The 12,771-nt window shown below is 58.3% G+C and carries 11 protein-coding genes; 1 reads left to right on the top strand and 10 read right to left on the bottom strand.

From position 1 onward, the window contains the following. Positions 1-276 precede the first annotated feature (276 nt). From AC6IY8_RS14725 to AC6IY8_RS14695, 7 genes are read right to left on the bottom strand one after another with little or no spacing between them, the layout of a single operon-like run. Positions 277-2,667: a response regulator gene (locus AC6IY8_RS14725; protein WP_497775279.1), complete on the bottom strand. Its 2,391-nt coding sequence runs from the start codon at positions 2,665-2,667 to the stop codon at positions 277-279. Then, positions 2,664-3,728: a chemotaxis-specific protein-glutamate methyltransferase CheB gene (cheB, locus tag AC6IY8_RS14720; RefSeq protein WP_497775278.1), complete on the bottom strand. Its 1,065-nt coding sequence runs from the start codon at positions 3,726-3,728 to the stop codon at positions 2,664-2,666. Before cheB ends, AC6IY8_RS14725 begins: the two co-directional genes overlap by 4 nt. A 2-nt stretch (positions 3,729-3,730) precedes the next feature. Next, positions 3,731-5,839, bottom strand: a complete 2,109-nt coding sequence (locus tag AC6IY8_RS14715; RefSeq protein WP_497775277.1) for a hybrid sensor histidine kinase/response regulator — start codon at positions 5,837-5,839, stop codon at positions 3,731-3,733. After that, positions 5,839-7,320 carry a HAMP domain-containing methyl-accepting chemotaxis protein gene (locus tag AC6IY8_RS14710; RefSeq protein ID WP_497775276.1) on the bottom strand — a complete coding sequence of 494 codons (1,482 nt, stop codon included), beginning with the start codon at positions 7,318-7,320 and terminating at the stop codon, positions 5,839-5,841. Before AC6IY8_RS14710 ends, AC6IY8_RS14715 begins: the two co-directional genes overlap by 1 nt. Before the next feature lie 33 nt (positions 7,321-7,353). Further along, positions 7,354-7,881 carry a chemotaxis protein CheW gene (locus AC6IY8_RS14705; RefSeq protein ID WP_497775275.1) on the bottom strand — a complete coding sequence of 176 codons (528 nt, stop codon included), beginning with the start codon at positions 7,879-7,881 and terminating at the stop codon, positions 7,354-7,356. Further along, positions 7,878-9,398: a CheR family methyltransferase gene (locus AC6IY8_RS14700; RefSeq protein ID WP_497775274.1), complete on the bottom strand. Its 1,521-nt coding sequence runs from the start codon at positions 9,396-9,398 to the stop codon at positions 7,878-7,880. The genes AC6IY8_RS14705 and AC6IY8_RS14700 overlap by 4 nt, the downstream gene beginning before the upstream one ends. Beyond that, positions 9,395-9,859 carry a chemotaxis protein CheW gene (locus AC6IY8_RS14695; protein WP_497775273.1) on the bottom strand — a complete coding sequence of 155 codons (465 nt, stop codon included), beginning with the start codon at positions 9,857-9,859 and terminating at the stop codon, positions 9,395-9,397. The genes AC6IY8_RS14700 and AC6IY8_RS14695 overlap by 4 nt, the downstream gene beginning before the upstream one ends. A gap of 295 nt (positions 9,860-10,154) precedes the next feature. On the opposite strand from AC6IY8_RS14695, the gene AC6IY8_RS14690 reads away from it, so the two are divergent. Further along, positions 10,155-10,550: a response regulator transcription factor gene (locus tag AC6IY8_RS14690; protein WP_497775272.1), complete on the top strand. Its 396-nt coding sequence runs from the start codon at positions 10,155-10,157 to the stop codon at positions 10,548-10,550. Between the two features lie 71 nt (positions 10,551-10,621). Here AC6IY8_RS14690 and AC6IY8_RS14685 read toward each other — a convergent pair whose 3' ends face one another. The 3 genes from AC6IY8_RS14685 to AC6IY8_RS14675 form a co-directional block, all read right to left on the bottom strand. Then, positions 10,622-10,822: a cold-shock protein gene (locus AC6IY8_RS14685; protein ID WP_497775271.1), complete on the bottom strand. Its 201-nt coding sequence runs from the start codon at positions 10,820-10,822 to the stop codon at positions 10,622-10,624. A 369-nt stretch (positions 10,823-11,191) separates the two neighbouring features. Then, entirely contained in the window at positions 11,192-12,091 is a 900-nt protein-coding gene (locus tag AC6IY8_RS14680) for an Lcl domain-containing protein (protein WP_497775270.1), read from the bottom strand. Positions 12,092-12,222: 131 nt separating this feature from the next. Then, positions 12,223-12,477 (bottom strand): hypothetical protein, encoded by a 255-nt coding sequence (locus AC6IY8_RS14675; protein ID WP_497775269.1) that lies wholly within the window; start codon positions 12,475-12,477, stop codon positions 12,223-12,225. Positions 12,478-12,771 lie beyond the last annotated feature (294 nt).

Here is a 12,771-nt window from a genome sequence, read left to right as displayed (position 1 = left end):
TGGGGAGGTCTTCTCGATGTGACTAGCTGTGGTTGAGGGGATGGTGTGCTTCGATTCGAGGCTGCGGTTCTTCGGGAAATTGGCATTTGAGAAACCGGACATCATCGATGCACAACCGTCCGATAGTCATACGATGCCGCCAGCTTGCAGGTGTTGTACCTGTGCCATCACCGTGCTTTGCATTACGCGATTGTGCCGCGCCATCTCATGCCACTCACTCCGTAGCGCCTGTATCATCAGCCGCGGCTCACGCTATTTAGGAAGCTTTGCTCAACGCTACCTTGGCGAGCTCTCCTGATTCACTTCCGAGTTGACAGGAGTTTCGTTGTCCTCGGCTTCCAATCGCAGGAACACGCAAAACACGGTGCCTTTTCCTTTTTTGCTGCGCACCCTGATTACGCCGCCATGCTTCTCCACAATCTGGCGTGTGACCCACAATCCCAGTCCGGTTCCCACATCCTTTTTCGTTGTAAAGAACGCGTCGAAGATCGAGGCCAGATCCTCTCGCCGAATTCCCACGCCCGTGTCAGCAATCGTGACGCGCACCGCGTAGTCTCTGACGTGCACCTTCGAAACGCGAACATAGATTGTGCCTCGCGAGGGCACGGCATCAATGCTGTTGGCGAGCAGATTTGATAGCACCTGCCGCAACTCGCCCGCAATGCCATTTACCACACACGCGCCGCGGTACGTTCTCTCCAGTGAAATGTATTTCGAGGTGATCTTGCGGGAGTACAGTCCGACCAGCTCGTCCACCATCTCCGACAGGTTCACTTCTCCTGCCCGCGAACCTTCGCGATAGAAGCCCAGTGTCTGCCGCGTCATGTGTGCCACGCGACTCAACTCGCGCTCCGCCAGGTCCACGTTGGCCCGAGTCTCCGGGTTCAGTTGCTCGTCACATGAAATCAGGAACAGCGCATTGGTTGCTGCTTCCAGCGGATTATTAATCTCGTGCGCCATCGTGGCAGCCATGCGGCCCACCGATGCCAGCTTTTCGCTTCGCACCAGTGCTGCCTCCGTGCGCTTGCGGTCCGAGACGTCCATTACGACGCCGCTCATGCGCACCGCTTTTTCGCCGTTTTCGCTCAGCGCGCGACCGCGAGCGATAATCCAGTGAGTAGAGCCATCCGGCCACACGACTCTGCACTCAACCTCGAACTCGCTCTGGTTCTTCAACGCCGACGACAGTTCCTGTTCCGTGCGCAGGCGGTCGTCGGGATGCAGACTTGAGATGAAGGCCGTATGACTTGGCTTGACGGTTTCCGGCAAGCCAAGCAGCTTTCTGCACTGCTCATCCCACTCGTGCTCCCCTGTTTGCGGATACCAGCACCACACGCCAATATCTGCCGCTTCCGCCGCCAGCCTGAGCCGCTCTTCCGTCTCGCGCAACTCCGACAGGAACGCGGCACGCGTCTCCGCCAACTCGCGCTGCGCCCGCGCCTCCGCAGCTTCCATTTCCTTGCGCAGCAGTTGCTCACGAACCGATCGATTTTCGTCTTCAAACTGCTTGCGCCTCAGTGCCGCGCGAATACGTGCCCTGACAACTCCAAACTCGATTCGCTTCGAGATGTAGTCATCCGCGCCCGCGTTAATGCCATCGCTCATCGCCTGCGGCGAGTCGAGCGACGTCAGCATCAGCAGTGGAATGTCGCGCAGTTCAGGTGACTCCTTGATGCAGCGGCACGTCTCGTGCCCCGACATCCCCGGCATATTCACATCCAGCAGAATGCAGTCCACCGGTTGCACCGAGAGCAGTTCCAGCGCTTCCTCGCCAGAGCAGGCCAGCACCACGTCATAACCTTCCTGCCGCAGTTGTGCCGCAAACTCCTCTCGGAATGTTGCGCTGTCATCCACGGCCAAAACTTTCTTTGGCCCCAGGAACCCCGATTGCGGATCGAACGCCGAGGGCGTGCTCGAAGATCGCAGCACCGCCGCCAGGCGCGCCAGGATAATGCTGAAGTCCTGATCTTTGCGGATGAACCCATCCGCGCCGCCTTCCAGCGCGCGCAACTCTTCTGCCGGGTCTTCCGAGGCGGTCAGCAACAGGCACGGCGTCCGTCGCAGTGCGGCGTCTTCTCTCACTCGTCGAACCACCGTCGTGCCATCGATTCCCGGCAACCCGTTATCGACAATCAAGGCTGCTGGGCGATTGTTCACCGCCATCTGCAACCCCTCTTCTCCCGAAGAGGCCGTCAGAACCTTATAGCCTGAGGATTCCAGTGTTGCCTGCATCTCACCGCGAAAAGTTGGACTGTCATCGATCAGAAGCACTCTGCGTTCCGTCTGGCCGCCGCCATCTTCGCGGCCCGCGTGCATCAACTCCTTGCCGCGCGCCACCACGTAACCAGCGTCATACGGCTTGCCAACGTATTCCTCTGCGCCCGTCTTCAGCCCGCGCACACGGTTGCCCACCTGCGCTTCGGTCGAGAGCAGCATCACCGGCACATTCGCCGTAGCCGGATCGTGTTTCAGCTCGCTCAGAAACGTGATTCCGTCGCCATCTGGCAGCAGCACGTCCAGCACGATCAAGTGAAAGGAAAGTCTCGACAGCGCCTCGCGCGCATCCTGCAGACAGGTGCACGGCGTCGTCTCCAATCCTGCGTTCTCAAACGCATCGCTAAGGTCCATCCGAACCGTGAGGCTGTCGTCCACAATCAGAACTCTCAACTGCGCCTCCGGCCTTGTGGTTTCTTCAGGGCTTCCAGCAACTCGCGAGAGATATCTTCAATCGGCAGTACGCGCTGCGCAGCTCCTATTCGCACGGCTTCGCCCGGCATTCCAAAAACGACCGAGCTTGCTTCATTCTGCGCGATCGTCAGCGCCCCTGCTCTCCGGGCTTGCAGCAATCCCGCCGCTCCGTCCTTGCCCATCCCTGTCAGCAGACATTGAATACTGCGTGCTCCGAACTCCCGTGTCACCGACTCAAACAATACGTCCACCGATGGGCGGCACGAGTGCCGTTCCGCGTCGCTGGTCAGGCGCAACCGCCCTTCGCTTACTACCAGATGCTTTCCCGCCGGAGCCATCACCACGCCATTGGCGGGGAGTGCTTCGCGATCGCGGGCGTAGCGCACCCGCAACGGCGACTGTGCATCCAGCCATTCCGCCAATGCCATTGCAAATGGCTCGGCCAGGTGAATCAGCAGCAGAATCGGAATCGGGAAATTCGAGGGTAGTCCGCGAAGTATCTCCAGCACTGCGCCGGGCCCTCCAGTCGAGGCACCAATAGCGACTACCGAATAGTCCGAGTCTGGATTGCCTGACTTCACTGCAACGTCATCGCCATCTCCCGGCGACTGCATCAATCTCGCGCGTGGATGAGTGATCACCTTAATGCGCGAAATCAGCTTCACCGTCGAGATTAGTTTCCGTTCCCACTCGCTGTCCACGTCCTGCGTTCTAGGCTTCTCCAGCACATCCAGCGCACCGGCCGCCAGCGCATCATAGGTCTTGAACAGCTCTCCGCGATTGGTTGAGGCAGACACGATCAGGATCGGCGTCGGGCAGTACGCCATTACGTACTCGGTCACCGCCACTCCGGCCATCTCGGGCATCATCATGTCCAGTGTGATCACATCCGGACGCAGCGTGCGGCACAACTCAATCGCCCGGCGCCCGTTATCTGCTTCCGAGATAACATCCAGCGCCGGGTCGGAGGCGAGCACCTCCACAATGCGTTTCCGCACCGTAAGCGAATCATCGACTACAAGGACACGTATCTTCTGCATATTTAGCTGATTAATTCACGGATTCGCTGCAGCAACTCACCCTGATCGAATTCGCCCTTCACGATATAGGCTCGTGCCCCCGCTTCCTCGCCACGCTTTTTATCTTCCGGCGAACTCCGCGAGGTGACCAGGATTGATGGGGTGTCTGCCAGCGTTGAGTATTCCCGCGTCTTTGCTACAAATTCAAACCCGCTCATGCCGGGCATTTCTACGTCCACTACAAAAAGGTCATAATGCCGCGCCAGCCCTTTTTCAATCGCCTCTTCGGCTGAGTTGGCCAACTCCACTTCATATCCCGCCGACTCCAGAATGCTTTTCTCCAGCATTCGCGTCGTCAGCGAATCATCCACCACCAGCACCACCGGAGTCTCCTCCACCGCCAGTGCCGTTGTCTCGCTTCGCACTTCCTGCGCCGTCAACACCAGCGCCGCCGGGTCCAGAACCAGTTGCGGATTCCCCTCTGCATCGAGTGCCGCTCCCGCCACCACCGGAGCCACTCCCGCATATGCCGGAATCGGACGCAGCAGCACGGTTTCTGTTCCCAGCAATCGATCCACGCCGATTGCGGCCACTTCCACGCCCGAGCGCACAATTACCGCGGAAAACTTCTCATGTCTCGCCACTGGTTTTCCCGCGTCTCGCTCGAGCGCGCGTCCCAGCCACACAAACGGAATCGTCTTTCCTTCAAAGACAATTGCATCTCCGTCCGGATGATGCACGATATCGCTGTCTGCGGCCCGCAGCGTCTGCCGCACTGCATCCAGTGGCAGCGAAGCGCTCACTCCATCGCTCTCCACTTGTATCGCAGGAAGCGACAGCAGCGATACAGGCACCGAGATCTGTATGGTGGAACCCTTGCCCGCTTCCGTCTGAATGTTGACTTCGGCTTTAAGCTTCGTTGCCACATCCCGTACCACGTCGAGCCCAATGCCGCGTCCGGAAATCTCATCCACCGTGCGGCTCGTGCTGATTCCGGCAACTCTTGCGCGCAGCAGCTCGTGCAAATCCATCGCTTCTGCGTCGCTCTCCGAGCGTATCCCATTCGCGACAATTGCTCTACGAAGCGCCACCACATCGAAACCCTTGCCATCATCGTGGCAGGCAAATGCAACACGATGCCCCTGCCTGCGAACCTCGAGCGTAATCTTGCCCACCGGAATCTTGCCCGCAGCCATGCGCTCCGGGCGTGTTTCAATTCCGTGTGCCACAGCGTTGCGAACGACGTGCAGCAGCAGATCCCGCATCGCGGCAAGTACGTGTGCATCGAGCCGATGCTCTCCGCCCGAAGTTTCGAATTCAACTTCCTTGCCTAGGGTCTCTGCGCTGTTCCGCACCGCTCTTCGCATCGTGCCAAACACGGCGCTCACGGGAATCAACCGCACCTGGCTGGCAGTATCGCGCACCTGCGCCAGCTCGCTCTCCACCTGTTCCAGTCCGGCGGTCAGCGTGCGGCGCAGCGGTTTCAGCAGACTCGTCATATCCTCGGCCAGCACTCGCGCCTTGGCCCAGGAGGCGTTTGCCCGTTCTTCGGTGACGTTTGCCGCGCGACGCGCCAGTTGGTTCATCAGCACCGAGCCCAGGTCCGCGGCATGTTCCACCGCCGCCAGTCGAGCTTTGAGTCCTGCAACCTGCAAGCTCGCTTCGGCGATGCCATTCAGCAGCACATCCATATCGCCAATTTCGACCCGCACTGTATCGAAAACATCGTCCACCGCAGGCGCGGGTTCTGGTGTTGTCGGCGTTTCCTGCGGATTCGCCGTCGCCTGCAAGCCCGCGCTCGGCGTTTCGCTAGTGGATGGTTGTCCATCGAGCCCTGCGATGCAGGTATTGATCTCGTCTACCTGGCGCAGCATGGAGCGCACAGTCTCCGCCGGAATCTCTTCACCTGAGGAGTACGGTCCCAGTGTGTCTTCCAGTTCGTGCGCCAGTTGTGCGATTCTCGCTTGCTTAACGACGTGGGCTGCGCCCTTCAGAGTGTGCGCCAGCCGCAATAGGCTTGCGACGTTGGCCTGCTCAAAAGCACCTTGCTCAAAGCGAAGCATGCCGCGGCTCAACTGCTCCACGATCTCTCTTGCCTCGATTCGAAAGTACTTGTACAGGTCTCGCGCCATTAGTGTGTCCCGTTCATCCTCGGCTGGATCAGCAGGCTAAGGTTGCGCGACAGTTCAGCCAGTTGCGAAGCGGTCTTGAGGGCCTGCACCGTGCTGACCTCCGCTTCCTTGCTCACCTGCGCCACGTTCGATACAGCCACCTTCACCTGTTCCACGGCGGTTGTCTGCTGCTTCGTACTCAGTTCGATTTCGCGTGCTGCGTCGGTTGTTGTCGAGAGCAGTGAATTGATCTGGCCCAGGGCTGTCGTGATGTCGGAGAAGCCGCGAGTCCCTGCGTCCACTGCCTTGGATCCACCCTCGGTTGCCATCACCGTAGAGTTCACCGCCGCACGAATTTCTTCGATCAGTGTTCTTATGTCTTTGGTCGAGCCGCCCACACGGTCCGCGAGCTTTCGAATTTCGTCTGCCACCACGGCAAAACGTTTACCACTCTCGCCCGCTCCCGCTGCCTCGATGGTCGCGTTGATGGCGAGAATGTTCGTCTGCTCCGTCAGTTCGTTGATAATATCCACAATGCCGCCGATTTGCTGTGACTTCCGGCCCAAATCCAGCATGTGACTTACGATTACGTCCACCTGCTTCTTTATGCCCAGCACGGACTCGTGTGCGCTCTGCATCACGCGGTCGCCCGCTGCCGCAGCGTTCGAGGTCTCCGCCGAAATCTGCGAAACCCTTTGCGCGCTCTCCGCAATCTGGCGCGACGTTGCCAGCAATTCACTGATCGTGGTTGTGATTTCGCTCAGGGCTGTCGCCTGCTCTCGTGCTCCCGTAGCCTGCTGTGTCGCCGTCGTCTGCAATTCGGCCGAGGAGCTTTGTACCTCATGCACGGCGGTCCCCACCTGTTTTGTCAGGTTTCGGGTCAGCAGCGAAGCCAGTCCAGTCGCCAGCGCGATCACCATCAGCGCCATGATGATCAGCGAGGTAGAAGCCTTCTGTGCCGCCTGTGTCGATTCATTAACACCCTTGTCGAGCAGTTCCTGCTCCCATGCTGCAAACTCATCGATACTCCCGTCCAGGCGCTGCCGCATTGGCGCAACTTCCTTGGTCATGAAGTTCGACATGTTTTCCATGGTCGGCGTCTTGCCTTCGCGCAACTTATTGGCGCGGTCGATCAGCCGCTGATGTTCGGCATCAAGCTGTTCAATCCGGGACAGCAGTTCTTTACCCCTGTCGGTGTAAACGTTGCCCTTCAGCTTGATCAGAATGCGCAGGAAGTCCTGATGCGCCGCCTCTTCTTTCTCAAAGAACTGGCGGTCGCCCGAGAGCAGATAGCCACGAACGGCCAGTCCCTTGCGCGCGGCTTCCGTCTGCAACCTAGCCGCATCGATCAGGTTCTGGGCATTCACCGAGATCACGTGATCTTTGCTCGAAACTGCCCGGTGCAGTGCATACAACGCCGTAAGGGCCATCACAATGGACAAAGCGGCCGTCAGGCCGAATCCCAGTGCCAGCTTCTTGCCAAAAGTCCAGGAGTTACCCATGCTCTCGACTCCTTCTTTCTGCGGATCGGGCGACTAGACGCGCCCTCTTCCTCTTATCTTTTGAATCAGGACTTGCAGATCGACCACACCGCGCAGCGTCTTCCCGACCCTCACGGTGTGTTTTATGTAGTGCGACTTTACATCAGTGCCCGAGGGGATGATTTCGTCGGTTGGCACCTCAAGGTTTCCCTCGACCAGATCGACGCCCAGTGCGATGGCCGTCTGCTTCTCGCCACTCAGGATCAGCCATCGGTACTCCGCCATCCGCGACCCAGTGCCAAGCAACGCCGCCAGGCTGAATACCGGCACTACCACACCATGCACGCCCGTGATCCCCACCAGTTCCGGCACGCTGCTCGGCACCGGCAGAATGGTGCCACTGGCCATCGTCAACCCTGAAATGTCTTTCACTGCGATCGCCAGTTGCTCGGAACCTGCGCGAATCGCCAGCAGATGTTCAACCGCCGCGTGCTCCATCCGCTCCGGCACGGCAAAACTGTTGTCGAAAAGCTCGCGCAGATCCGCCACTTTGCTTCGCAGTTTCATTTCGGTTGAACTCACGGCATACCTCCGCACGCCTTCAACTCGCGCTTACAAAGCTCCACAAGCGACTCGCGTGTAAATCCACCGCCGAATAGCAGAATACGCGAAGCATCCTCGCGCTCCAGCAGCAGCGCTGCCTGTTGCAGTTCGCGCCGCGCCGCGTCCAGCTCCTGCCCCCGCCGCGCCAGCAAACCCATGTGGAGGTGCGGCATAGCGAACGACGGATCCAGATAAATCGCCGCCTGATCGTGTTTGCTCGCGCCGCTCCAGTCCGCCGCGTGTTCACGGCACAGGGCCATCACGTAGTGCGCTCCCGCGTTTAACTCATCGTTCTTCAGCAACAGTTCGCAAGCACTTTCTGCTTCGGTCAGCTTACCTGAATTCGCCAGCACCACAGCGCGCAGTAGTTGCGCCTCGCTGTTTCTGCCAGATTGCTCGGGCAATGCCTCCAGTGCCTCGGCAAACCGCTCCCGCCTCAATAACTCCATTGCCGCCGCCACGTCCGGGATTGGCTCCGGTCTCGGAGGAGCCGACGATGCCGCGCCGGGTTCTTGCTGCGGACGCCCCGCTGTAAGCCCTTTCACCCGCTCCGAGGCTGCCCGTATCGTATCGAGCCAGTCGCCTTCGATCTGCGGCACACCTTCCGTGGCCATATGCTTCTCGGCCTTTGACGATGGTCTGCTTGTGCTCCGCCCCACTTCCGGCGTAAGCGGCACCGTCTCGCCCTCCGCGCGTCGCTGGTAGTAGAAAGCATCATGCGTCTGGCGCAAATGGAAAGCTTGCGAAACGCCTCGAAGATTTTCCGCCGCGCCCATGAACAGGTATCCCCCGGGCGCGAGTGCCTGTTCTGCGTGTGCAATGACTTCCTTCGTGCAGTTGGGCGAGAAATACATCAGCACATTTCGTATGAAGATGATGTCCCAGCTTCCTCTTGTCCAGAAACTGGCGTCGGCATCCATCAGGTTGCCTTCCTGGAACGTCACCATCTGCCGAATCTCGTCGTCGAGTTGAAACACGCGACCCTGTCGGTGAAAGTACTTTTCCTGCACGTCCGGAGGAGTTTCCCGCAGTGCCCATTCCGTGTATTTTGCCTGCCTCGCTTTGGCGATCACCGCCGGGTTAATATCGACGCCGGTAATCGTGATTGCCGTCTTGCGCACATCGCAGCACTCCTGCAGCAGCATGGCGATCGAGTAGGCTTCCTCGCCAGTGGCCGAGCCCGCCGACAGAATCCGCACCCGTCCGTGCTGCAGAAACTCCGGCAGAATCAGTTCTCGCAATGCGCGGAAGTGGTCCTTCATGCGGAAGAAGAATGTCTCCGGCACCGTGAGATGGCTGGCTACCGCATATTGTTCTTCGCGTGATTGTCCCAGCAGGTTGAGATAGCTCTCCAGCCGGCTGCTCGTCGCTTTCAGACGCGCGTTCAGTACATCGGTCAGTTCGTCCAGCTTCGCGTCCTCAAAGCGCAGCCCAAGATGCCGGTTGATGGCGTCTCGAAATTCGCTGAGCTCAGCAATCCGGAACCTGGGCTTCACAACGTCGCCTCATGCGGTTGGAGTGTCTTCCAGACGGACTCAGGCACAATCGCCGCTGTCTGCAACATCACCAGCAGGTCGGAGTCAAGCGTTCCGATTGCTTTCACGGCTTCCCTCCGCGCATTCTTCAGCAGCGGCGGAAGGCTCCCCAACTTCAGTTGATCCGGCGCGGCCACCCCGATCACGTCCTGCACCGCGAGAGCGATTACGCGCCCTCCGCTCCTTACCGTTACAAATCGCTCACGAGCCTGGTCCTGGCTGCCGTCGAGCAAAGCTCCCAGTTGAATCACCGGAGTCGGCACGCCGCGGATCACCGACACCCCACACAGGAAATCCGGCGCGTCCGCTACCGGTGAGATAGGCAGCGGGCGCATGGTCTCGATCACTTCCGACAATGGCAGAGCGCAGATTCCGGCCGGCACGCGGAGTAGAAGAACTGAACCAGCTTCACTGTATTCCATAGGGTCCCAGTCGGCACCAACCACCTGATTTCAATCTGGCTTTCAGCGTTGTAACAGAGTCTCTCGAAGAGGAGTTCACTCAGGACTATCGAGTATATGCTGCGGAGTGTTGTACATGTACTCCATTTGTTCAAATAACCGTCAAACCGGCCATGCCATCCAACCATTTCGTAGCCGCGATGACCAGCCAGCCAGTGTACACTTTAAGAAGAACGTTCTCTCATCACAATCTCAGTATCTTGTGCAGTTTCCCGCTGCACGGCGCTGAACCTGTATTTCAAGGAGTGACGGCACAATGCTCTCGTCTCAGGACACGGTGAAGATATCCCGGAGGCGTATCCTGGTCGTCGACGACGAGCAGCCCATCACGGATACACTCTCCCAGATCCTTCGTCGAGCCGGATACGAGTGCCGCTGCGCCTACAGCGCCGCCGAGGCCCTTGCAATCCTTGAGGAGTTCGCTCCCGACCTCATCATCACCGACGTCATCATGCCCGAGATCAATGGCATCGAGATGGCCAAGACCGTCTATTCGAAATACCCGCACTACAACATCCTCATCTTTTCCGGCAACGCCGCCACACAGGACTTGCTTGAGAGCGCCCGAGCCGAGGGATATTCATTTAATGTCCTCGCCAAGCCGCTTCACCCTCGCGAGCTTCTCGCCAAAATCGCCACCCTGCTTTCGTAATTTCCATCGACAGTTTCGCGCAAAACAAAAGGGGCAGCCCTTAAGCTGCCCCAGCGATCATGCGGATGGTCTTAGAGTACGGCTACGCTCTCGGCCTGCAACCCTTTGGGTCCCTTCACGACGTTGAACTGAACGGCCTGGCCTTCCTGCAGGGTGCGGAACCCATTTGCCTGGATGGCCGTGAAATGCACGAAGACATCTTCGCCGCTCTGGCGGGTGATGAATCCAAATCCCTTTGCGTCGTTAAACCACTTTACTGTTCCTTGTTCCATGTAAATCCAATTCCTTGTCGTTCTGAAATCAGGCTCGCAGGGTCGAGCAGCCGAGGGCTGTTTGGCCGAACCTTAACCCTAAGATGCCACTCCCCAATCCAGGGTTGCCGCTGAATGATCTTTTGTTTTCAGGTGTCATCCTGAACGAAGTGAAGGATCCCAGCCGCCACGTCCATCTCTTCTTGCGATCCAGGTCACCAACCACCGAATCGGCACCCCAGGCTGGGTGCCCATTCAAGCCCTCTTTTGGCTTGAGTGGGGATATTGGCGTTATTGTCGGTACCGTTTGGGATAGTGAGATACTAGGCGATATATCGCCCAGTTCGGCAGGGTTCACTGTGCGAGCGCTTCTCCGCGCCGGAGATGGATTTATTTCGACGCCGGAGCGTTACCGCCTCGGACACAGAGCGCGTGCATGGTGTCGCCTTCGGCCCAATCTTCGAAGCCCTTCCACCTGCGCCCTTCGTCGAACCAGAAGGACCAGAAATGGGCGCCTGAAGCATGCCCATTTGCCTCAATGACCGGAGTGCTGCTCCATTGGCGCCCGTCGGTAAGCAGAAGGCCTCCGCTCACTTGAAGGCCAGCATTGCGATGCAGAATGTCGGAGCTGCCTACATACTCGGTAGCGTAAGCCGGCAGGTTAACGAGGCTCTCCAGTTCGTCGATCGTCGCCAACCTCCAATCCGAATATCCCGCCACTTGCAGCTGGCGGCAGTACTTCATTGCCTTGTTGCCGCTATCTATCGCGGCCCACATAAGCCCATCGGACGGATCGACCCAGTACCCACGCGCCTGAGTTTCCTGAGCCACGCTTGGAGCCGTCTTTGAGAACTGATCTGCTGTCGCCCGCTTCAGCCGTGGCGGAACGTTACCTTCAACGATGCAAGTATCGGCCGAATCCGCAGTTCGCAAGACAGCACTCTTATCAACGCACCACACCGCTCCTACGCCTTCGGGCGCAGGAACAGCCGTGACCTGAAAGTCGTCAGGTGTGCAGTTCAATCGAATGTGATAGCCCGCGAACTTGCCGGATGCGAGTTCCTCGTCAATCAACCCCGCTGCCTGAGCGGAAGGCTTTGCGCCGCTCCGTGGTGGCCCCAGTTGCTCTAGCTGACACGCGAAACCTTTGCCATAAAGTTGATAAAGAGCTTGCGCTTTGTTGAAGGTGCGTAGAGCGCGCAGGATTCTCTCGTTGGAGTCAGCGTCCACCTTTTGTGCATACGCCACGCCGCAAACTGCGATGACAAACCATGCAATCCACTGCCGCATACGCCTACACTCCTCGTTGCTCAATTTCCATCTAGGTCATCAAAGTAGCTGAAGTTTCAACCAGATAGTTAAGGCACTGGACTATTACTTAACGAAAGGCGATTTAGTGTTGGGTATCGGAGGTGGATGCGCTAGGAACCGCCCTTCTTCGGCCAAACCCGACGGTACGCATACAATGAGATCTCCGCCCCAATGAAGGTGATTACCGCGTCGAATATGCTCTCCGATGCTGAATGTCCCGTGGCGTACTGGAGCGTGAAGATCACGACAGCAGCAATGAGTTGGGCAACGTGCATCCCCTTTGCATGGATGCTGGAGTTGTCCATTTGGGGTGTGGAACCAGTTGAAAACCACCCATCTCGCTCTTCGCTTCGGTGATCTGCCATAAGGACTCCTCCCCACAGTTTCGAATTGGGACACTTCGTGCAATGGCGATTTTCGTTAACTATCAGCCTTGCGCAATGGCGAAGGGGTCTTAGAACTCAACAAGTAGATGCTGAAGACACCGACAAGTAACAGGAACAGAGCCTCCAGCCAGAGTTGAGGGCTGCGCGAGAACGAATACCAGAACGAATCGGGCACGGGAGACTTCGACCACTCTACTTGTGAATTAATTGACTTGTACACCACGTATACGGGCTTGTAGACATTAGGGTTGATCACGTACAAACACCACGGCC

Source organism: Koromonas soli (genome assembly GCF_059726265.1).
This window is presented reverse-complemented; position numbering and strand designations above follow the sequence as displayed.

Excerpts from the sequence above, each read along its gene's own strand:
- AC6IY8_RS14685 (WP_497775271.1), bottom strand. The coding sequence starts at position 10,822 with ATGGAACAAGGAACAGTAAAGTGGTTTAACGACGCAAAGGGATTTGGA.
- AC6IY8_RS14715 (WP_497775277.1), bottom strand. The coding sequence starts at position 5,839 with ATGGCGCGAGACCTGTACAAGTACTTTCGAATCGAGGCAAGAGAGATC.
- AC6IY8_RS14695 (WP_497775273.1), bottom strand. The coding sequence starts at position 9,859 with ATGGAATACAGTGAAGCTGGTTCAGTTCTTCTACTCCGCGTGCCGGCC.
- AC6IY8_RS14675 (WP_497775269.1), bottom strand. The coding sequence starts at position 12,477 with ATGGCAGATCACCGAAGCGAAGAGCGAGATGGGTGGTTTTCAACTGGT.
- AC6IY8_RS14680 (WP_497775270.1), bottom strand. The coding sequence starts at position 12,091 with ATGCGGCAGTGGATTGCATGGTTTGTCATCGCAGTTTGCGGCGTGGCG.
- cheB (WP_497775278.1), bottom strand. The coding sequence starts at position 3,728 with ATGCAGAAGATACGTGTCCTTGTAGTCGATGATTCGCTTACGGTGCGG.
- AC6IY8_RS14690 (WP_497775272.1), top strand. The coding sequence starts at position 10,155 with ATGCTCTCGTCTCAGGACACGGTGAAGATATCCCGGAGGCGTATCCTG.
- AC6IY8_RS14710 (WP_497775276.1), bottom strand. The coding sequence starts at position 7,320 with ATGGGTAACTCCTGGACTTTTGGCAAGAAGCTGGCACTGGGATTCGGC.